This is a genomic window from Alkalibacterium gilvum (genome assembly GCF_900109085.1).
Classification (GTDB): Bacteria; Bacillota; Bacilli; order Lactobacillales; family Carnobacteriaceae_A; genus Alkalibacterium; species Alkalibacterium gilvum.
In genome coordinates this window covers 1-21,115 of the sequence record NZ_FNYW01000036.1, presented here as the reverse complement: position 1 = coordinate 21,115, position 21,115 = coordinate 1, and the positions used below count along the sequence as shown (strand labels likewise).

Here is a 21,115-nt window from a genome sequence, read left to right as displayed (position 1 = left end):
ATACCTGGGTTCCATAGAGAATTCTTGTAAGTACACCTTGTCCAATGGACACCTTGAAGGCATTAACAATAAAATTAAAACAATCAAACGAAGTGGTTATGGTTATCGTAATTTTAGTCATTTGAGGGCACGCATTCTAATTAGTTTTAAATTGAAAGAAAAGACCGAGAAAGAAATCAGACCCTTAACTTTTGAAGAAGAAAAAGTGATCAACAAACAATTAAATACTAAAGTCGCATAAAAAAAGGTAGAAAGCATTTAAGCTTTCTACCTCGGAAATCTCTGACCAACACGATTTGACAAAGAACCGTTTTTCATTACATAATTTTTTAAATAATAAAATCATCCATATCCTCATTATCCCCATCAGCGTCACTATCATCATCAATATTTTCTAAATCTTGATAATAGTTAATGAAGTATATCAAGGTTTGAAGCTCATTCGTCAAATCAACATTATGAACTCTTATATGCTCTGGTACGGTAACACGTATAGGCGTAAAGTTCATTATACCTTTAATACCACCTTTAACCAATTTATTGGCCATATCTTGGGCGATATCTGAAGGTACTGTTAAAATAGCTACATCGATTTGCTGTAAATCAAGTTGATCAACCATTTCATCTATCGAATATATCGGAACACCTTGTTGAATGGTTCCTATCAATTCTTCTTTTACATCAAAACCAGCACTGATTCTAATATTATTATTACGGCGGAAGTTATAATTTAATAGTGCTTGACCAAGATTTCCTACCCCAATAAGAGCAACATTTGTAAGTCTATCCTGATTCAACGTTTTACTGAAAAAGTTCATTAACGCTTCAACATCATATCCATAACCTCTTTTACCAAGCGCACCGAAATAAGAAAAATCGCGTCTTATTGTAGCACTATCTACTTTCACTGCTTCACTTAATTTAGCAGAAGAAATACGCTCTTTACCTGCTTCGTGTAAAAATCTTAAATAACGATAATAAAGTGGCAATCTTCTAGCTGTAGCTTTAGGTATTTTTTTTTCGACCATTCTCATTCTCCTCATCTCATTCAAAACAAAACCTAGTGTAAATATTATTAAATACTTTTTATTTATTCTTATATATTCACAAACTTCAAGTTTGATGTTCTTCACTATTATAGCATTAATTTCGTTAAAACAAAGTTAAATGCCCTTAATTTCAAGTTTTTTCTATAAAATAACATATGTTCTTAATTTAAGCTATTTATTATTGTCTGTCTTTGTGAAAAACCCCTCCTAATATTTATTGATTTAATTGTTTCTTTATACATGGAAACGAAAAAAACATATGCTAAGATTGTTATCTTTTATATGTGTGATAAACTATTAGATAATAACTATAAGAGGATTCTACGAAAATGAGGATATTAAAATGATATTATTACAAACTGAAAAGATCGCACGCTATTTTGGCGCCGAAAAACTATTCGATGATGTTTCTATAGAAATAAAAGATAATGCCCGAATTGGATTAGTTGGCAGAAACGGTGCTGGTAAAACGACTATATTAGAAATTTTATCCGGCCAAGAGGAAGCTGACGCTGGAAACATATACAAGAAAAAAGAATTGACCATTGGTTACCTTGATCAACATACTGGTTTAGATTCTTCTTTAACTATCTGGAATGAAATGATGAAAATTGCGGAACCACTCTTAAACATGGAAAAAGAAATGCGCCAGATTGAAAATCAACTAAGCGATTCTACTTTAAAAAAATCTGGACCCGAATATGAAGAACTTCTTAAACGTTACGATAGCCTTCAAGTTACTTTCCATGAAAAAAATGGATACGGTATTGAAAGTGAAATTCGCTCTGTGCTGTATGGCTTTAGATTTTATGAAGAAGATTATGATACACCTATTAAAAATCTTTCTGGAGGACAAAAAACACGACTTGCCCTCGCCCAACTTCTTTTAGAAAAAAGAGATTTACTCATACTAGATGAGCCTACAAACCATCTTGATATTGACACACTATTTTGGTTGGAAACTTACCTACAAAACTATCCAAAAGCATTGTTAATTGTGTCGCATGACCGCTATTTTTTAGATAAAGTAGTCAATGAAATTTATGAAGTGAATAGAGGTTCTGTCGACTATTTCCCTGGTAACTATACAAATTACCTCCAGTTAAAATCTGAAAAGATAAAGCGCGAATGGAAAGTTTTTGAGAAACAGCAAAAAAAGATAGCGAAACTCGAAGACTTTGTAGATAAAAATATTGTTCGGGCCTCTACTACTAAACGTGCCCAAGCAAGACGCAAGCAATTAGAGAAAATGGATACTGTTTCCAAACCTCAAAATGATGAAAAAAGCGCTCACTTTCAATTTCAGGTAGAGAGGTCTTCTGGACAAGTTGTTTTGCAATCTGAAGACTTGACAATCGGTTATGATCATGATGCTCTTTCTAGTGATATTGACTTGGATATACGAAAAGAAGAGGCGATTGCTGTTGTTGGTCCAAATGGTATTGGGAAAACGACCTTATTGAAAACAATTAATCAATTAATTCCTGCTCTTAATGGCGCAATTCACTATGGTGCCAAAGTCGATTTAGGATACTATGATCAGGAACAGAACTTATTGAATAAGAATAAAACGGTTTTAGACGAAGTTTGGGATGATCACCCTAGTCTACCAGAACAAACAATACGTACTTTGTTAGGTTCCTTCTTATTCAGTGGTGATAGTGTTGAAAAAACAGTTGCTTCTTTAAGTGGTGGTGAAAAAGCGCGGGTTGCTTTGGCCAAATTATCTTTGGAAAAAAATAATTTTCTTTTGCTAGATGAGCCTACAAACCATTTAGATATTGATTCAAAAGAAGTATTAGAAAATGCACTTATCGATTATGAAGGAACACTATTATTCGTTTCCCATGACCGGTACTTTATCAACAGGATTGCAACGAAAGTTATCGAGTTAAATGAAAATGGTGCGGATGTTTACCTTGGAGATTATGATTATTACCTTCAGAAAAAAGAAGAGTTAGAAGCCTTGAAGCAATTAAAAGAGACTCAAACAGATAATGATGATACTGACCGTTCATCTTCTTCATCAACGACTAAACAATCGTATGAAAAGCAAAAAGAAGATCAGAAAGTACAAAGAAAATTGGAACGTGTCATACAAACAATTGAGAATGAGCTTGAAGAAGTGGAATTAAAGATTGAAATGACACAAAAAGAATTAAGCGCTCCTGATATCGCTAACGATTTTGAAAAGTTGGATCAGTTGGCTAAAGAAAACGAAGCGCTGCTTCACAAACAGGAACTGCTACTGGAAAAATGGGAAGAAAAGCAAATCGCGCTCGATGATTTGTCTGACGACTAAGTTAAAATTTCGGTCACGTTACCTTCAGCTCAGCTTTGTCAGCACGAAGGGCACGCATTCTTGCTTTCCGTTACCTTCAGCTCAGCTTTGTCAGCACGAAGGGCACACATTCTTGCTTTCCGTTACCTTCAGCTCAGCTTTGTGAGTTCGAAGGGCACGCATTCTTACTTTCCGTTACCTTCAGCTCAGCTTTGTCAGCACGAAGGGCACGCATTCTTGCTTTCCGTTACCTTCAGCTCAGCTTTGTGAGTGCGAAGGGCACGCATTCTTGCTTTCCGTTACCTTCAGCACAGCTTTGTGAGTGCGAAGGGCACGCATTCTTGTTTTCCGTTACCTTCAGCTCAGCTTTGCTAGTGTGAAGGGCACGCACCACTTACTTATTTTCTAAAAAACCATAATCAACTAAAAAAAGGTTGCAGCGCATAAATCTTATGCGTTACAACCTTTTATATTTAGTCATATGACTTCTATTAAACTGTTAATCCAGGTCTACCATTCAAGGTATAATCGGCATAGTCCTTGTTTTTCAAGTTGATGTATGCTGCTGCTCCAATCATCGCTGCATTATCGCCACACAATTCAAGCGGCGGTATGAGAAGTTCTACATCATTTAATTCTTCTGCTACAGCTTTTTTAAGGGCTGTACGTAACCCTTTATTTGCAGCCACTCCACCAGATAATACAAGCTGATTTACGCTCTTTAATTTGGCTGCGCGTATTGTTTTACTGACAAGCACATCAATAACAGCTGCTTGAAAACTAGCTGCTAGATCGTTATGATCTAATTTCTCATTTTTCTGCTTGGCATTATGAACAGTATTTATAAATGAACTTTTTAATCCACTAAAACTAAAATCAAAGTTATCATCTCGTATCATTGCGCGAGGAAAATCATACGTATCCTTTCCTTCATGAGCCATCTGGTCAATATGTCTCCCCCCAGGATACGGCACCCCAAGTACGCGTCCAATTTTATCAAACGCTTCTCCGACAGCATCATCTCTAGTTTCACCTATAATTTCGTAAGAATCCTCCGATTCCATATAAATAAGTTCAGTATGCCCCCCACTAACAACCAGTGACATGATGGGAAAGTTCAAAGGCTTCACCAATTGATTTGCGAAAATATGACCTTTAATGTGATTAACCGCAATAAGTGGTAAATCATGTGCAAAGGCAATAGCTTTTGCGGCATTAACTCCTACAAGTAATGCTCCAACTAACCCCGGTCCTTCCGTAACTGCAACGGCACTTAGTTCATTATATGTGACATCGGCTTCAAGCAATGCTTCTTCGATAATAAGTGTAATTTGTTCTACATGATGTCGACTAGCAACCTCTGGGACAACCCCCCCAAAACGTTGATGACTTTTAATCTGCGATGCAACAATATTCGAAAGGATTATTTTCCCCTCTTCTATTATTGCCGCACTCGTTTCATCACAACTTGTCTCAATTGCTAATATAAGTTTTTTCTTCATTCTCTTCCTTCTTTCTTTCTCATGATGTATCTCATAATCAAAGCATCTTCAACAGGTTTATTATAATAATTCTTTCTGACAGAAATTTCTTTAAAAAGATTTTTTTCGTAAAACCTTTGTGCCACTTGATTAGATTTTCTAACTTCCAAAAAAATCGTACGTATTCCTTGTTCTTCACACTCTTCTTTGAATCGTTCAAGTAAGTGATAAGCAACACGCTGTTTCTGAAAGTCTTCGGACACTGCTAATATATAAATTTCACCTTCACTAAATAAAAGCTGCCCGCCAATGTATCCAATTAAGCGATTATCTATCTCCGCAACGAAGAAAACAAGCATATCTCTCGCTAACGTCTCTTCATATTGATCCTCTGTCCAAGGAGAGCCATAATTAAACACTTGCTCAGCAATGCTATAAAATTGATGACTTTTTTCTTCGTGGAAGTTGTATCGCCTGATACTTAATCTTTGCTTTGGCATGGTTCATTCAACCTTCTTTTTTATCGTCTAATTTTTTTAAAGTATGTAGATCATTTCCAATGCATCTTCATGGTCTTTAGCATAATATTCCTTTTTTAAACGACCTTTTTGGAAGCCTAAAGTCGTATATAAACTTTGAGCTACATGATTAGATACTCTTACCTCCAAAGTCACCTTTGACATATTTTCTTCAAGCGCACTGTGGATTATTTCTTTCAGCAAGTAAGTTCCTAGCCCTTTTCTTTCATAATTTGGAATAGTAGCAATGTTAGTGATATGTGCTTCACTGGCAACAAACCATGCACCAACGAAAGCAATAGGTTGATTATCTTCATGCAAAATAATATAAAAAGCATTTTTGTTGTAGCGTATTTCATGTAATACGGCTATACGATCCCAAGGTGTATGACCATTATAGCAAAGTCTTTGAATTTCAAGAATACTGTCGACATCATGCTCGTCAGCTATTTTAACGTTTAAAAAACGTTCGTCAGAAAGACTATAAAAGGTTTTCTCTAATTTTATTCGGTTGGCTATAGGCAAAAACGTTCTTGTTTTTGAGTATTCTAGCTTCTTAGAAAGCCAAGACTTAAAGTTTTTCAACCCACCCGCCTCCTTTTATAAAATCAGGATGCTCCTCTATCCAATTTTGTTCAGCTTCAGTTAATTTTAAATATTCCGGTTCAAATAAATGTTTATTTACAGGCGCCATAGCTTTACCAAGCTCTGCCAAAACACTTGCACGAACGTATTGTTGGCTAGCTGGCAAGTCACTATCATTTTTCATCATATCTTTAAAGACTTCCATGTGTTTAAGTCGGTCTGGACCTAAAAGCTGGATAGGGCCTTCTAAATTTTCCAAGTAAGCTGCCCATTTCAAGGAAGCAATATGTGTGTCTTTTTCGACTTGCATGAGTTCCCCATTCTGATACTGGTAAAGGCCAGTATAGATGTTACCACGACGCGCATCAAATATCGGAACACAATATGAACCGTCTATCTGACTCCCATTGGCAGCAAGAACCTTAAGGCTAGAAACGCCAACAAGTTCAATATCCAAGCTAAAAGCCAAGGTTTTGGCAACAGTTACCCCAATACGGACTCCAGTATATGAACCCGGCCCTTTAGCGACAACAATGCGTGTGAGATCCTTTGGTGACCATTGTGCTTCCTTCATGATTCCCTCAATTGCCGGCATCAATTGGATACTATGATTCCGCTTGATATTAACTGTGTGCTCAACAACGACCCCCTCATCATCTGTCAAAGCAACAGTCATTATTTGATTAGATGTATCTATCGCCAATATTTTCATTCTAATACTCCTCTTAATCATCGATATATTTAGCTTAAGTTTAGCACAACTTGAGGTCTATGAGAAACGATTCCAATAGTATTTAAACGTATCTTTTGCAATAATCTAAGATACATCATACAATAAACATGTACAAAACATCATCAAAAAGGAGCATGTTCATATGGATGAAAACAAGGAAAGCTTAAAGCAAAAAGCTGAAGGTGCCAAGGACAAAGCTGTGGGTGAAGCTAAGGATGCTTATGGCGATGCAACAGATGATTTAGAAAAACAGGCTGAAGGTAAAGCTCAAAAAGCTGAAGGCAAGGTACACGAATCTATCGGTAGAGCCAAAGAGGACGATAATAATACTAAATAAGTTAAACAAACGCTCCCTCCCCAATCAATTTTTAATCGATTGGAGAGGGAACGTTCGTTTTATCTATTATATGAGGAAAATTCATTTGATGAATAAAACTTTCATTACCAGAGCATCTGGACTATTTGCCCTCAGCTTACTAATTATCTACAGACTCAAGATAATTTAGTGCGCGTTGATATTGCTTCTTTTTTTGCATCTACCCTATAAAAATAGTAGTGAAAAGCCAACTACTTTGGACTCCTCACTACTAATCTTAGAGTGTTTTGTTTCTCATTTTTTTAAAAATTAAATCCTTCTTTTTTTTGATGTACTTTCTCGTTCAATGTGCTTGGTTGACATGATAACCGTTTTTTGAACATCACGATTCTCTTCAATTCGCTCTTGAAGTAAACCTATACCACTGCTCCCCATTTCTTCGGTGTATACTTTAACCGTCGTCAATGAGGGGGATATATATTTAGCCGGTGAAATATCATTGAATCCAATAATGCTGATTTCTTCAGGTACTTTAATATCCTTTTCGTACAAGGCTTTGAGACATCCAATTGCAATAGCATCATTGGCTGCAATGAAAGCTGTGGGACGCTGATTCCCGTTGAGTGTTTCTAAAGCACTTAACATATTCTTCTTGCCGTCTTCGACTGTGAAATCACCTATGAAAAAGGATGCATCATGATAGAGTTTTTTACTTTCAAGATATTCTCTCACAATTTTCTCTCGTGGATCTTCCCATCGGCCAGTTCCATCACTAAAGGATTCCTTTCCTCCAATAAATCCGATTTTTGTATGACCCTGCTCAAGAAGATAATCGATATTTTGTCGCATCGCTTTTTTCAAATTCACAACAACACTATCTATTTCTTCATCAGGTAAATAATCTACGAAACACAATGGTACATTGTGACTTTGTAATTCCTTGACCTGATTCGGACTGAATTTTCCTATTGCTAAGATTCCCCTAATATCTGCTTCTTCTATAAAATCACTTTGCTTATAGACGCGATAATAAGTATACCCTAAGGCTTTAGCACGTTTTTCCGCCCCTAGACGAATTGACATATAGTAGATATCTTGAAGTTCTTCAGCTTCTGAATACCAATTAACAATAGCCAATGTCCCTTTCGTTTTATTAGCCGGTTGTTTTTTTGATTTATATTCCAGCTCTTCAGCAACTTCAAATATTTTTCTCTTCGTCTCTTCTCCGACAGAAAGTGTTGTATCATAATTCAGCACCCGAGAAACGGTTGATGTCGACACCCCTGCTTTATTTGCTATATCTTTTAAAGTTGCCATCATTGCTCTCCTTATTGTCGGCTGCTGATAAATCATCGATAAAGCGTTTAAAAGCTGCTTGTCCTTCCTTATTTCGTTTAAAGACACCAGCATCTTTCAACACCTGTAAGAAAATATCACCGACCGCACCGTCCACGATGTCCCCAACATTCTCTTCAGTTATATTATAATTTCTTTTCAAATTATCAGCCCAGTCCTGATGAATCGCAGCCGTGGAGTCTTCTTTACCAACAAGATAGTTTCTCACGGTCTGAAGTTCATTTTTTAGACGCGGAGGAAGTATGGCTAATCCCATAACTTCGATCAGGCCGATATTTTCTTTTTTAATATGCTGTACTGGAGGATGCGGATGGAAAATACCATCTGGATAATCCGGTGATGTACGATTATTTCGTAAAACGAGGTCTAATTCATATTCTTCTCCCTTACGACGAGCAATAGGTGTGACTGCGTTATGCAGCTCTCCTTCTGTTTCAGAAAGAATCCCTACCCTTTCATCTGAATAATTTTCCCAGTGTTTCATAATAAAGTCTGCGGTTTCAATCATTGCTTCTTTATCTGTTCCGGACAACCGAATCACTGACATCGGCCACTTTATAACAGACGTTTTTACATTTGAAGTTCCATTTATTTTAAATGAATATTCTTCTTCAGCCTTCTCTAACGGAAAGGTATGTCTACCACCTTGATAATGATCATGAGATAAAATCGATCCCCCAACGATTGGTAAGCCCGCATTAGAACCAACAAAATAGTGAGGTAGCGTTGTTAAGATATCCAATAAGTTTTGAAGTGCTTGTATACCTACATCCATCTTTCTATGAATTGAAGATAAAAAAATGCAGTGTTCGTTATAATAGGCGTATGGAGAGTATTGAAAGCCCCATTCTTCTTCGTTCAGTTTCATCCTAATTATACGGTGGTTAGCTCTTCCTGGATGCGTTAGGTGACCTTCGTATCCTTCATTTTCCATACATAACTTACATTCTGGATAATCGACTTGATTGTTTACAGCTAAAGCAATTTCTTTCGGATCCTTTTCTGGTTTTGATAAATTTATAGTGATTTCAAGTTCGCCATATTCGGTCGGATGTGTGTATTCTATATTTTTTTTAATTTCTCGTGTTTTAATATAGTTGTTCTCTTTGCTTAATTCAAAGAAATAATCTGTTGCGGCTTCCGGTCTTTTGCTATATTCTTCCCAAAACAACTGATTCACCTGTGAAGGCAGAGGAGTGGTAAGATTCATAATTTTCGCTTCAAGGACATCTCGACTTGATGGTAAATCTTTTATAACTCCAGTTTTCACTGCAAAATCTACTAATTTATCAAGCAGAGCTAACGGTTCTTCAACATTTTTAGAAGGTGAAAGTGGTTTAATTTCTTTCTTTTCAAGTAGATCCATTAGTCTATTCATTAGATAAATACGGTCCAACTCATTAATTTTTCCACTTTTTATATAATAATCTAAAAAATTTGTCATGATTTGATCGATGGATTCTTTTGATTTCATTTTATTCATACGTCTCCCATTCTCCGGCTCCCTTTGCCGTTTCTGCAATGTAAAATTCAGCATCGTGTCCTATTTCGTCTTTATATTTACCTTTCATCTTATCAATGAACTTATCAACTTCTTCATTTAAAACAATTGCGATACAACAGCCGCCAAACCCCCCGCCGGTCATTCGGGCTCCTACCACACCTGCTTGTTCCCAAGCGGTTCGAGCAAGAAAATCTGTCCCTTTTATTGTTACTTCATAATCTTCATCTAATGAAATATGTGAGGCATTCATATATTTTCCGAATTGATCCAAGTCACCTGCTTTCAAAACTTCTGCAGCACGCTCTGTGCGCTCATTTTCGTAAACAGCATGACGCGCACGTCGCATTAGAACGTCATCTTCAATGATATGTTTGTATTTTTCAAATGTTTCTATTGATAGCTCTCCAAGTGATTTTACATCAGTGACTTTCTGTAACTGCTTTAATGCAAGATCACACTGTTGTCGGCGTATATTATATTCTGAATCAACCAGTTCACGTCGCGTCATTGAATTCATGATAATTATTTTATGATTAGGTAAATCAACAGGTACTTGTTCGTAGACCAATGTATTAGTATCCAGGAGCATCGCATGCCCTTTTTTAGCCATACCTACAGCAAACTGGTCTAATATGCCTGAGTTAAGTCCTAAAAACTCATTTTCAGTACGCATACCAAGCTTTACTAGCTCTAATTGAGATATATTCAGATCATATATTTCTTTTACAATAATCCCTGTCAAAAGTTCTAGCGAAGCGGATGAAGAGAGTGACGCACCATTCGGGATAGTCCCGTAGATATATACGTCAAAACCATGAGGTAATGCTCCTACTTTTTCTTGAATATATTTTATCATCCCCTTGAGATAATTAGTCCAATTATCTTCTTTTTTAAAAGATAGATCTGCCATATTAAATGTTATTTTTCCGATATTCAAAAAATTCCCCGAGACAGCATGAATCTCATTATCTTTACGCTTTTTTACAACCCCATATGTCCCCATTGTAATTGCGCATGGAAAGACTTTACCGCCATTGTAATCAGTATGTTCACCTATTAAATTAATTCTCCCAGGGGAAAAGAAAACCCGTTCTGCTTCATAATTAAATTGTTCTTTGAATTCTTGCATTAACTGTGTACGTTTCATTCTAATCACTCTCCTTCGTTTATTTCTCTTTCATTGTATCCGTTTTAGTAAACGTTATCAAGTGAATTTACTAAATTAAATAAGTATCTTTTTCCCTTTAAATTTCTTTCTGTTTTGTATTGATATTTAAACGTGTAATTTATGACTATCACTGAATCTATACACAATATTCACAAATAATTAGATTCTTAAATCACCTAACCCTTTGAAATATATGTTATAATTAACAAGAAACAATGAGTCTATGAACTTTATTACTATGTAAAATAATGGAGGTTATACTATGTATTTTCCGTTTTTCTGGGATCCTACAATGATATTGATAATTATTGGCTTGATTATTTCAGGCTTAGCCAGCACCTACGTACAGTCAACCTATTCCAAATACAGTGAGGTTAAAAGTAAACATGGGTACACTGCTTCAAATGTTTGTCGACAAATTCTAGATAAATCTCATCTAGAAAACGTTCGTTTAGAAGGGATTAGAGGTAAACTTACGGATCACTATAATGCCAAGGATAACGTCCTTCGCTTGTCTGATTCAACACGTACCTCAACGTCTGTTGCAGCAATAGGTGTTGCTGCTCATGAAGCTGGCCATGCTTTACAGGACCGTGATAATTATGGACCACTTCGCTTGCGTGCCGCTTTAGTACCTGTCACAAACTTTGGACAAACTGCTGCCTTCCCTATTCTTATACTAGGTATGTTTCTTGGTGAAGGTGGTAATATGATGATCAATATTGGTATTATGCTCTTTTCTCTAACATTACTTTTTCAACTTGTCACTCTGCCCGTTGAATTCGATGCATCCAAGAGAGCAATTCGTATTCTTGAAGAACAAAGTTTATTGACAAGAGAAGAACTTCCTCAAGCAAAAAAAGTATTGAATGCCGCTGCCTTGACATACATTGCTGCAGCCATTGCTTCTTTCTTGAGTGTCATGCGTCTCTTCCTTATTTTTGGAGGACGCAGCAACGATTAACATGTCACTAACAACTAAAAGGATGAAACGAGAGTTTTTCTCGTTTCATCCTTTTTTTAATGTATTCAATAGATTTGGAGAGTCGAGTAATCTCGACTCTTTCATTATGATTCCGCTTATTTCATTGGCTTTTGGATCCAGGTTTGAGATGAAGCGATTCGAAATAATGACATTCGAATCGTTTTGTATTTTCATGATCGAACATGTCAAAGTTAGGCGACTTTTTTATTCGAATTTATTTAGTTCTACATCTTCGACGGTTTCAAACCTGATAGGAGTGAGGAAAGTGTCGAATTTTCCCATCTTCGACACTTTCAAACCTATTAGAAATACTATAAGTGTCGAACTTCTCCATCTTTGACACTTTCCCATCCTTACAACTATTTTTCTGCCCGAACATTAAAGAGTTGTAAGTTTTTAATTCGTTTAAAATTGATAGCAGTTCAATTTTATTCTTGAGGTGCCTTTTTACTTTACAGCACTATTAATATTCCTTCTGGTAATATATTTTTTCCAAAAGTTATCATATCTAGTATACTAGGAATACTTAATCAACAACGAAAGGAGTACACTTATTTTGGATATTTTATTATGGTTTTTAGTCGTTTCATTTTTTATAGTTAGCTTTATCGGCCTTGTTTTTCCTATCTTACCATCTGTATTTGCTGTTTGGGGAGGCTTTTTGATCTATCATTTCTTTATAAATTCTTCGACACTTACTGTTCTTTTTTGGGTTTCTATGGTTGCCCTAACTCTTATCCTTTTAGTAGCAGATATATTCACTAACTCAATGGCAGTAAAACGCTTTGGTGGAAGTAAATTGAGTGAACGCGTTGCGGCTATTTCAGTTATCCTGGGTGTGTTTATTTATCCTCCCTTTGGTATAGTGATAGTGCCCTTTACTGCAGTTATTATTGTTGAGTATTGGAAAAAGAAGAACTTTTCACTAGCACTGAATGCCGCTATCGGGACCCTTATCGGTTTTCTAAGCGGTAAAATAGCTGAAGGCATGATTCAACTAATTATGATTAGTTGGTTCTTTATACTTGTTTGGTTTTAATATATTATTAGATACAAAAAAAGGATGTTAGCGGGATTTCTACTATCCCACTAACATCCTTTTTTTAATTACGCGTTATTTAGAACCAATTTCTTCTCTTACTACAGCTGCAATACGCTCAACGTATTGATCAACGCCTTCTTGTGTCGGAGCTTCAGCCATAACTCTTAGTAATGATTCTGTTCCACTTGGACGAACAAGCACGCGTCCGTTACCAGCCATTTCTTTCTCTACTTCTTCAATAACACTGCTGATGGCAGGGTTTGACATAACATTATGCTTATCAGTTACTGGTATGTTGACTAACTTTTGCGGGTAAGAAGTTACTTCTTCTGCCAATTCTGATAATTTTTTACCTGTTTCCTTCATAACGTTCAACAGTTGCACGCCAGTAAGGAGTCCATCTCCAGTTGTATGATAGTCAAGGAAAATCACATGGCCTGATTGTTCTCCACCAAAGTTATATCCGTTCTTAACCATTTCTTCAACTACAAATCTATCACCAACTTTAGTCTTAACTGATTTTAGATCATGAGTTTCCAAAGCTTTATAAAAACCAATATTACTCATTACCGTTGAAACAATCGTATTCTTTTTCAAACGTCCTTCTTCATGCATAAATTTACCACATATATACATTATTTTATCGCCATCAACGATATTTCCTAATTCATCTACTGCTATAAGTCGGTCGCCATCACCATCAAAAGCTAAGCCAACATCTGATCCTTTTTCCTTTACAAATTCAGATAAGTATTCAGGATGTGTGCTGCCAACGCCTTCGTTAATATTTAAGCCATTTGGTGTGTTCCCCGTCACTTCAAAATCAGCATCCAAATCAGCGAATAGACGATTCAATAAGGGGCTTGATGCGCCATTTGCTCCATCAAGAGAAACATTAATACCTGACAAGTCTCCGGAAATGGTTTGTGTTAAGAATTGAATATATTTTTGAAGTCCTTCTTTATATTCTTCTGAAGTACCTAAGTCATCTGAACTTGGACGTGGCAAATCATCTGTATCGCCATCGATTAAGCTTTCAATCTCAGCTTCTTGTTCGTCAGAAAGTTTGAAGCCATTTGATCCAAAGAATTTGATCCCATTATCTTGTACAGGATTATGTGAGGCAGAAATCATAATCCCAGCAGTAGCATCTTGCTGTCGGGTCAAGAATGAAACACCAGGTGTTGTAATGACACCTAAGCGCAATACCTCAACACCTACAGATAAAAGACCGGATATTAACGCGTATTCCAACATTCTGCCAGAAATACGTGTGTCCTTACCCACTAGCACTCGAGGTCTGTCGGTTTCAGTGTGTTGCGATAGAACATAACCACCATAACGTCCTAGTTTGAATGCTAATTCTGGTGTTAATTCTTTATTTGCTACACCCCGTACACCATCAGTTCCAAAATATTTTCCCATTGTAAAAATCTCCTCACATTATTGTTAGTCGTTTGTTTGCTATCATTTATTTTTATTAGTTCTTTATTCAGACTCAACTTCATTGGCTTGAATTAAGACGTCTAATTTTTCCGGATCAATTTTTTTAATGCCTTCTGAAATATCTAAAGGTATAGATCGGATTGTTGTTTCTGTCACTCCAGAGACATCTACATTCACTACGAAGTTATTTAACTCTTCTATAATATCAGATTCTCCAGTAATCGTCACGCTCTCTGGTTCTCCCTGAGCAATTTCTAATGTATACTCATAATTTTCGTTTGGCGTACCTGCTTCTTCCAACACAATCGGTACTGCTTTTTCTATGCCTTTGACAGGGATGGTGACATCAATTTTTTGAGGAGAAATATTTACATTTAATGGGTCCCCCATTTTATCAAGGACGAGCACGTTTAAGCTCATTTCGATATCCTCAGTAATATTTTCCCCTTCTGGCATGACAACAACCATCACATCGCTAATTTCTTCCATTGTAGATAAGGCACCTGATACCGTTACCCTCTCACTAGAGAGGATAGGCGCTTCAGATTTATAACCTTCTTCTAAATACGCATATTTGTTGAATTCAACTGCTACCTCATAATCTTTTACTCGTTTTTCTTCAATTTCCAACATAATTTCTGAAGGCATGACACTATAACTAAGCTGATTACTTAATCCTTCAACTTCAAGCTGGATTGTGTGACTACCCGGACCCAACTCATCTAAATCCGGTGTTTTAATAGTGAAATTTTGAGTAGCTAGCGTTTGAGTTAAAATAGCTTGAGGACCTTCTAAACGTATCGTTGCTGTTTCTGGTATCCCAGAAACAAAGTAAGTATCACGATTGACGGTAATATCAATTGGAAGATTAGTAATCACTTCTGAACTAGTAATACTTGCTCCGTCAGTCGGACTGGTTGATAAATTTCGGGACTCATTTTCGTACGCAACAAAAGAGAATAAGACAACTGCGAAAAACAGGGCAATGAGTTTAGAAATCCATGGATTCTCAACGTTCATTTTCATTTGCCCCCCACTCCTTTTCTTATGGCCTCTATAAATTGTTGCAAAGGGCTCTGTGTTTCTTTTTCTTTTTCACTCTCTACAATTTCTTTATTCAAGTAATCAGTGACTTCTTCTTGAGTCATGTCATTGATAAGATTGCCTCTACGAGAAATACTAATATCACCGGTCTCTTCTGATACGATTAATGTTATTGCATCAGACACCTCAGATAAGCCAATTGCTGCACGATGACGCGTTCCCAGCTTTTTGGGTATAGCTGGACTTTCTGATAGTGGAAGATAACTAGCTGCTGTTGTCACTTTGAAATCTTTTATAATAACAGCACCATCATGTAGTGGTGTATTCGGTATAAATATATTGATCAATAGTTCAGATGATAAGTCTGCATTGATTGGAATGCCGGTTTCGATATACTCATCAAGGCCTGTTTCCATCTCTATTGATATCAAGGCACCAATTCGTCTTTTCCCCATATATTGAAGTGCATGAGATAGATGGTCGACAACTTGCTCACTCGGATTGGATTTTCTTTTTCTACCAAAAACCGAACCTCTACCTAGGTGCTCTAACCCACGTCTTAACTCTGGCTGGAAAATAATGATAAGGGCTAATGCAGACCACTGAATCACAAAGTCCACAACAAATTCTGTAGTATTTAATTGGAACAACACACTTACTAGCTTTAATAGTAAGATTACCCCAATTCCCTTCAATAATTCTACAGCACGTGTCCCTTTGACTATTTTCATAAGTTGATACATAAAAAAAGCAACAATTAAAATATCAATGACATTGATCCCTGTTCGCCAAGATAACAAACGAGACCAGTCAAATGTTCGTAAAAATTCTATCGGCATCATGCCACCTCCAAAATGTAAACACATACGTTGTCAGTATACCATATAAATAGTCTCTATAAACGTGTGAATTCTATAGATTTAAATAAATCCTAAACACCATTCGTTTACTCAAGCCTATAACACTATACAAAAAAACTGTGCAGCATATGCCGCACAGTTTTTTTAATACTGGGCTACTAGGATTCGAACCTAGGAATGACGGGATCAAAACCCGCTGCCTTACCGCTTGGCTATAGCCCAATAAATGGAGGGAGTAGGATTTGAACCTACGAACCCGAAGGAACGGATTTACAGTCCGCTGCGTTTGGCCACTTCGCTATCCCTCCGTATTAAGTAGACAATGCCGGCTAAAGGAATTGAACCCTCGACCCACTGATTACGATTCAGTTGCTCTACCAACTGAGCTAAACCGGCATTCTTACGCTTTTGTAAAGCGCGATGACCCCTACGGGATTCGAACCCGTGTTACCGCCGTGAAAGGGCGGTGTCTTAACCGCTTGACCAAGGGGCCAGTATAACCTGTGCTCTTTAAGCACAAGTTATATTCTATAATGAAAAGAGTAAATTGTCAACAATATTTCCTATTTTTCTTAATATATCTTATAATTAACTATTTTGCTTGGATATGACCATACTTTTCAGGCTTACGTTCAAATAAAGCTTTGACGTATGGACAAGAAGGTACAATTTTCTTTCCCTTCTTTTCCATTTCCGCAACAACACGATCAACAAGCTGTTCTGCTACACCTTGCCCTCTTAATGACTGATCTACAAAGGTATGGTTAACATCTACTGTTTCATCTTTTGGTAGATAGGTAATTTCTGCTACTAACTTGTCATTTTCTTCTTTGTAAAAACGATTATCTCCTTTAGTAAAGTCCATTAAAATCACTCCTTATATCTTTATATTCAAGTGTACCATGAGGTATAGAAAAAAACATTCAATTTATTTATAAATTCACGCTATCATTTATTTAGCCAATCATATTCACTTTTTAATAGCTTAAATATATGCTTGCACCATTTCCTGAAGCGCCGGAACGACTTCCTCGGCAAACCATGGATTTTTATTCAACCAGCCATGATTAAGCGGTGAAGGATGAACAAGTGGGAGATATTCAGGGAGATATTCTTTGAAATTTTTAACCGTTTCAGTTAAATTTTTCTCTCTTTTTTTTCCTAAATAATATTTTTGAGCATAACTACCTACAAGAATAATTGTCTCAAGCTGGGGCATCTCCTCAAGTAACATCGGATGCCATTTTTCAGCAAATCCTTTTCGAGGAGGAACATCTCCTGTCTTTGCCTTTCCTGGATAATAAAAATCCATAGGTAGATGAGCAATCTTTGACGTATTATAGAATTCATCTCTTGAAATCCCCATCCACTTCCGCAAACGATCACCACTCGGATCATTCCAAAACATCTCTGACTCTTCAGCTTTTCGCCCAGGGGCTTGTCCTATAATAATTATCCTTGCTTCTTTAGAGGCCTTAAACAAAGGTTCAACCCCTCGATCTGTATAAGGCGCATTCATTGGGTCTTCCATTATTTCTTTTTTTACCTCATCAAATTTTGACATGTATAAAACACCTCTTATTTTTTGATTTAAAAGCACATACAAACGATGGTCATCAATCATCAGTATAATCTATAATTATCAAAATAACTTCTTCTATTCATCAAGGGGTTTAAATAAATTACCCTTATGCATCAATTCTCTACTTTTAGGCATTCTCGCTATGGCCTCTGCGCTACAGCTGGCATCTAAAAATACAAAGCTTGCTTCTTTTCCAACATTAGGCCATTGCTGCTCACCATTTTCACTTAAAGGTGTAACGCCTCCAGTGATCAAGCCCAAACTTTCACGTAACGAGCGTTCACTCGTTTTACTTGTATAATCACAAAAATTGTATACTTTTTCCATAACATCTCCAGGTACGAAGGGGCTCCAGGAATCGTAGAAGCCATCGCATCCCAGAGAAACATCCACGCCTGTCTTTCTCATTACATCTATAGGAATAAGACTAGAATGGATGGAGATAGGTATAGTTGACATAATTTCTACATTACATTTATTTAATCTTTCAGCAAATTGTTGTTGCTTAGCTGTTGGAAGTTCACTTAATCCAAATGCATGACTGAAGGCGGTTCTTCCTTTAAATTCCTACTCCTCAACCATGTCCAGCCATTTATCCATCGTATAAAAGCCTACTTGCCCTCTGTCGTGAAGATGCAAGTCAACATCGACACCGTATTCTTTAGCAATATTCATAGTGACTTGTAAAGAATTCTCGATATTTTTGTCTATTCCGGCTGGATCAAGTCCACCTAATTTCGTCGCTCCTGATTCTAATGCTTCCCTTAACAAAGAAGGCATATCCTCATGTGCAAGCAAACCATGTTGTGGAAAAGCAACAATCTCATAAGTGATTTGATCCTGAAAACTTTTCAAAACACGCTCAGCTATTTCCAAATGCTTTGTCTTAATAACGGGGTCTACGTTCACATGCGTTCTTATATGAGTATGGCCATTATTGATATAATGCTGAACCATTTTTCATGCTTTATCTTCCGCCTGATCAAGTTGCTTAGGAAGCAGGGTTTCCTCTTCTTTTATACGAGTAAAGATGCCTTCCGTTGCTCTAATAGGTGTTTTCCATTCTCCACCAAAATAGGTCTTATCTATGTGTATATGCATCTCTCTAAGTGAAGGAACAAGCAGCTGTTTATTTGCATTAATTGTTTCTACATTATCTACACTAATCTGAGGCGCTATTTCTTTGAACTCTCCATCTTTGATTAAAACATCAACGATCTCAGTTTCTGTAGCTGCTACAAAATCTCTTTCATACACGTAGCCTGTTTCCAGACGCACATTTTTTAATAATAATGTCATTATACTTTCTCCTTTAACTACTTATTTCCATCAAATACAAGTATTTAATCATTGTGAATTAACACTTCATAATTCTGTCTTTCATTTCAATTTTAACATAAATAAATAAACTCACAGAATATCTAAGTTAGATGTTCTGTGAGTAATATGATTAAAATAATATTTTTTGAACAGTTTCTTTTAATGAATAGATGTATTTTGAGTCATTTTACCTTTAAAAATCGTAGCAACTCTCTCAGCTCTTCTTGCTACAGCGTCTGCGGAACAAGAAGCATTAACTAGAACAATATTTGCTTCATCACCAGCTTTCGGCCAAAGCTTCTCTCCCTCATAACTGAGTGGCGTTTTACCACCAGTAATATAGCTTAGAGTCTGTGCGAGTGCACGTTCGTCTACCCATCCAGAGGCCTCAGCTAAACGTCCAGCACGTTCTAAAATATCTCCATTACCAAAAGGCGACCACACATCAAAAATATTGTCGCAACCAATCGCAGTAGAAACGCCTTTTTCTTTCAGTAACCCCATTGGTGGGAATTGCCGGTTGATTGGAACGCTGGAAATGATTGCAACCCCAGCCTTTTCAAGTAAATCAGCTATCTCTTCAGCTTCGTTCACAGATATATCTCCAAGGCCGTAAGCATGACTTATGGTAACCTTGCCTTGCAGTCCAGCCTTTATAGTTAATTCTGCTAGTCTTTTAATTGTAAATATGCCTAAATGACTAGGATCATGTAAGTGTAGATCGATTCCTGCATCTTCTTCTACAGCTAAAGTCACCATCGCGTTTAACGATGCTTCCAAGTCGCCATCCACAGTAGCTGGATCAACGCCACCTATTAAACTTGCGCCGTTCCTTAACGCTTGTCTGACCAGTTCTTTTGAATCAGAACGCAGCAATCCATGCTGAGGGAAGGCAACAATTTCAGAGGTTAATTTATCATCGTAACGTTCTAAAACCTCTTTGACATCTTCTAAATTTTTTAAACCTACTTCAGGATATATATCTACATGTGTGCGCACGTGCGTAATACCGAAATCAACGTATCTATCAAGTAAAGACTTCGCACGCTCCTGTGTCGAAGTGTCCAGAGAACTTAGGACCTCTTTTTCCATTTCAAAACGTTCAAAAATAGTATTCACAGGTGTGCCAGCACGCCACTCATCTTCAAGTAATGTTTTATCTAAATGACAATGTTTCTCAATAAAAGAAGGGAGTGCAAGAGTTCCTTTAGCATCTATTCTTGGAAGATCGTCTGTTATTTCATCGCTTGAGGTTATGATTTTTTTAATTTTTCCGTTATCGATCAATAGATTGGAAGTTTTTGTATTTGTTGCAGTCACTATATCCTTATTGACTTGAAAGCCTGTTTCTAATCGTGTATTCATTAACCAATAGTTTGCGTTCACCTTATTCAATCCTTTCAATATACATTAAACGTTTCTCAGGTGTTACTTCATTAATCTTAACCTTTTAGTAGCTTACCACATATTTTTTTCAACCAACGTTAGTTGACATATAATGGTTCTTTGTCAAATCGTGTTGGTCAGAGATTTCCGAGGTAGAAAGTCGACATGCTTTCTACCTTTATTTATGCGACTTTAGTATTTAATTGTTTGACGATTTCTTTTTCTTCTTCAAAAGTTAAGGGTCTGATTTCTTTGTTGGTCTTTTCTTTCAACTTAAAGCTAATTAGAATACGTGCTCTCAAATGTTTAAAATTACGATAACCATAGCCACTTCGCTTTATTGTTTTAATCTTATTGTTAATGCCCTCAAGGTGTCCATTGGACAAGGTATACTTACAGGAATTTTCTATGGAATCTAGGTATTTATTTAAAGTCTGGAATGTTGTTCTAATATATCTC

23 protein-coding genes and 4 tRNA genes are annotated in these 21,115 nt (G+C 36.6%); 5 read left to right on the top strand and 22 right to left on the bottom strand.

All coding sequences use genetic code 11. The annotated features are described in order from the left end of the window. A partial coding sequence (locus BMX83_RS08670; RefSeq protein WP_143059494.1) for a transposase occupies nucleotides 1-241 on the top strand: 241 nt, incomplete at its 5' end. Nucleotides 242-329: 88 nt separating this feature from the next. On the opposite strand, the gene BMX83_RS08665 is transcribed toward BMX83_RS08670, so the two are convergent. Beyond that, entirely contained in the window at nucleotides 330-1,028 is a 699-nt protein-coding gene (locus BMX83_RS08665; RefSeq protein WP_091636037.1) for a redox-sensing transcriptional repressor Rex, read from the bottom strand. Nucleotides 1,029-1,392: 364 nt separating this feature from the next. On the opposite strand from BMX83_RS08665, the gene BMX83_RS08660 reads away from it, so the two are divergent. Continuing rightward, nucleotides 1,393-3,351, top strand: coding sequence for an ABC-F family ATP-binding cassette domain-containing protein (locus BMX83_RS08660; protein ID WP_091636034.1), 1,959 nt, complete (start codon nucleotides 1,393-1,395; stop codon nucleotides 3,349-3,351). 470 nt (nucleotides 3,352-3,821) lie between these two features. Here BMX83_RS08660 and tsaD read toward each other — a convergent pair whose 3' ends face one another. From tsaD to tsaB, 4 genes are read right to left on the bottom strand one after another with little or no spacing between them, the layout of a single operon-like run. After that, nucleotides 3,822-4,832: a tRNA (adenosine(37)-N6)-threonylcarbamoyltransferase complex transferase subunit TsaD gene (gene tsaD / locus BMX83_RS08655; RefSeq protein WP_091636031.1), complete on the bottom strand. Its 1,011-nt coding sequence runs from the start codon at nucleotides 4,830-4,832 to the stop codon at nucleotides 3,822-3,824. Continuing rightward, nucleotides 4,829-5,311 (bottom strand): ribosomal protein S18-alanine N-acetyltransferase, encoded by a 483-nt coding sequence (gene rimI, locus BMX83_RS08650; protein ID WP_091636029.1) that lies wholly within the window; start codon nucleotides 5,309-5,311, stop codon nucleotides 4,829-4,831. Before rimI (BMX83_RS08650) ends, tsaD begins: the two co-directional genes overlap by 4 nt. A 36-nt stretch (nucleotides 5,312-5,347) precedes the next feature. Next, on the bottom strand, nucleotides 5,348-5,914 hold the full coding sequence (gene rimI, locus BMX83_RS08645) for a ribosomal protein S18-alanine N-acetyltransferase (protein WP_091636026.1): 567 nt from the start codon (nucleotides 5,912-5,914) through the stop codon (nucleotides 5,348-5,350). Next, on the bottom strand, nucleotides 5,901-6,626 hold the full coding sequence (gene tsaB / locus BMX83_RS08640; protein ID WP_091636024.1) for a tRNA (adenosine(37)-N6)-threonylcarbamoyltransferase complex dimerization subunit type 1 TsaB: 726 nt from the start codon (nucleotides 6,624-6,626) through the stop codon (nucleotides 5,901-5,903). The genes rimI (BMX83_RS08645) and tsaB overlap by 14 nt, the downstream gene beginning before the upstream one ends. 163 nt (nucleotides 6,627-6,789) lie before the next feature. On the opposite strand from tsaB, the gene BMX83_RS08635 reads away from it, so the two are divergent. Continuing rightward, nucleotides 6,790-6,984: a CsbD family protein gene (locus tag BMX83_RS08635; protein ID WP_091636021.1), complete on the top strand. Its 195-nt coding sequence runs from the start codon at nucleotides 6,790-6,792 to the stop codon at nucleotides 6,982-6,984. Nucleotides 6,985-7,272: 288 nt separating this feature from the next. On the opposite strand, the gene BMX83_RS08630 is transcribed toward BMX83_RS08635, so the two are convergent. From BMX83_RS08630 to BMX83_RS08620, 3 genes are read right to left on the bottom strand one after another with little or no spacing between them, the layout of a single operon-like run. Continuing rightward, nucleotides 7,273-8,280, bottom strand: a complete 1,008-nt coding sequence (locus BMX83_RS08630) for a LacI family DNA-binding transcriptional regulator (protein WP_091636018.1) — start codon at nucleotides 8,278-8,280, stop codon at nucleotides 7,273-7,275. Then, the gene (galT, locus tag BMX83_RS08625) at nucleotides 8,252-9,802 is read right to left on the bottom strand and encodes a UDP-glucose--hexose-1-phosphate uridylyltransferase (protein WP_425425846.1); all 1,551 of its coding nucleotides are present in this window, start codon (nucleotides 9,800-9,802) and stop codon (nucleotides 8,252-8,254) included. The genes BMX83_RS08630 and galT overlap by 29 nt, the downstream gene beginning before the upstream one ends. Continuing rightward, the gene (locus tag BMX83_RS08620; protein ID WP_091636016.1) at nucleotides 9,795-10,970 is read right to left on the bottom strand and encodes a galactokinase; all 1,176 of its coding nucleotides are present in this window, start codon (nucleotides 10,968-10,970) and stop codon (nucleotides 9,795-9,797) included. Before BMX83_RS08620 ends, galT begins: the two co-directional genes overlap by 8 nt. Before the next feature lie 283 nt (nucleotides 10,971-11,253). Between BMX83_RS08620 and BMX83_RS08615 the strand changes: the two genes are divergently transcribed. Both BMX83_RS08615 and BMX83_RS08610 read left to right on the top strand, forming a co-directional pair. Next, nucleotides 11,254-11,955: a zinc metallopeptidase gene (locus tag BMX83_RS08615; protein WP_091636013.1), complete on the top strand. Its 702-nt coding sequence runs from the start codon at nucleotides 11,254-11,256 to the stop codon at nucleotides 11,953-11,955. Between the two features lie 577 nt (nucleotides 11,956-12,532). Continuing rightward, the gene (locus BMX83_RS08610; protein WP_218141935.1) at nucleotides 12,533-13,015 is read left to right on the top strand and encodes a DUF456 domain-containing protein; all 483 of its coding nucleotides are present in this window, start codon (nucleotides 12,533-12,535) and stop codon (nucleotides 13,013-13,015) included. Between the two features lie 75 nt (nucleotides 13,016-13,090). Here BMX83_RS08610 and glmM read toward each other — a convergent pair whose 3' ends face one another. From glmM to BMX83_RS08540, 14 genes are all read right to left on the bottom strand, one after another. Further along, nucleotides 13,091-14,443, bottom strand: a complete 1,353-nt coding sequence (gene glmM / locus BMX83_RS08605; protein ID WP_091636008.1) for a phosphoglucosamine mutase — start codon at nucleotides 14,441-14,443, stop codon at nucleotides 13,091-13,093. A 63-nt stretch (nucleotides 14,444-14,506) separates the two neighbouring features. Then, nucleotides 14,507-15,490, bottom strand: coding sequence for a CdaR family protein (locus tag BMX83_RS08600; RefSeq protein WP_091636005.1), 984 nt, complete (start codon nucleotides 15,488-15,490; stop codon nucleotides 14,507-14,509). Then, on the bottom strand, nucleotides 15,487-16,347 hold the full coding sequence (gene cdaA, locus BMX83_RS08595) for a diadenylate cyclase CdaA (protein ID WP_091636002.1): 861 nt from the start codon (nucleotides 16,345-16,347) through the stop codon (nucleotides 15,487-15,489). The genes BMX83_RS08600 and cdaA overlap by 4 nt, the downstream gene beginning before the upstream one ends. A 171-nt stretch (nucleotides 16,348-16,518) precedes the next feature. Continuing rightward, a tRNA-Gln gene (locus tag BMX83_RS08590) sits at nucleotides 16,519-16,590 on the bottom strand. A 5-nt stretch (nucleotides 16,591-16,595) separates the two neighbouring features. Continuing rightward, a tRNA-Tyr gene (locus tag BMX83_RS08585) sits at nucleotides 16,596-16,676 on the bottom strand. A gap of 15 nt (nucleotides 16,677-16,691) precedes the next feature. Beyond that, a tRNA-Thr gene (locus BMX83_RS08580) sits at nucleotides 16,692-16,764 on the bottom strand. Between the two features lie 25 nt (nucleotides 16,765-16,789). Then, nucleotides 16,790-16,861: transfer RNA gene (locus BMX83_RS08575), tRNA-Glu, on the bottom strand. A gap of 99 nt (nucleotides 16,862-16,960) precedes the next feature. Beyond that, entirely contained in the window at nucleotides 16,961-17,233 is a 273-nt protein-coding gene (locus tag BMX83_RS08570; protein ID WP_091635999.1) for a GNAT family N-acetyltransferase, read from the bottom strand. A 120-nt stretch (nucleotides 17,234-17,353) separates the two neighbouring features. Then, complete coding sequence (locus tag BMX83_RS08565; protein ID WP_091635997.1) at nucleotides 17,354-17,932, bottom strand: uracil-DNA glycosylase family protein; 579 nt, start codon at nucleotides 17,930-17,932, stop codon at nucleotides 17,354-17,356. 93 nt (nucleotides 17,933-18,025) lie between these two features. Next, the gene (locus tag BMX83_RS08560; RefSeq protein WP_143059515.1) at nucleotides 18,026-18,409 is read right to left on the bottom strand and encodes an amidohydrolase family protein; all 384 of its coding nucleotides are present in this window, start codon (nucleotides 18,407-18,409) and stop codon (nucleotides 18,026-18,028) included. Between the two features lie 108 nt (nucleotides 18,410-18,517). Beyond that, the gene (locus BMX83_RS08555; RefSeq protein ID WP_091635991.1) at nucleotides 18,518-18,907 is read right to left on the bottom strand and encodes an amidohydrolase family protein; all 390 of its coding nucleotides are present in this window, start codon (nucleotides 18,905-18,907) and stop codon (nucleotides 18,518-18,520) included. A 3-nt stretch (nucleotides 18,908-18,910) separates the two neighbouring features. After that, nucleotides 18,911-19,249, bottom strand: coding sequence for an amidohydrolase family protein (locus tag BMX83_RS08550; RefSeq protein WP_091635988.1), 339 nt, complete (start codon nucleotides 19,247-19,249; stop codon nucleotides 18,911-18,913). Nucleotides 19,250-19,429: 180 nt separating this feature from the next. Continuing rightward, a complete protein-coding gene (locus BMX83_RS08545) occupies nucleotides 19,430-20,656 on the bottom strand; it encodes an amidohydrolase (RefSeq protein ID WP_091635985.1) in 1,227 nt (408 codons plus the stop codon). Between the two features lie 182 nt (nucleotides 20,657-20,838). Beyond that, the coding region (locus BMX83_RS08540; RefSeq protein ID WP_143059514.1) for a transposase at nucleotides 20,839-21,115 on the bottom strand (277 nt) is incomplete at its 5' end.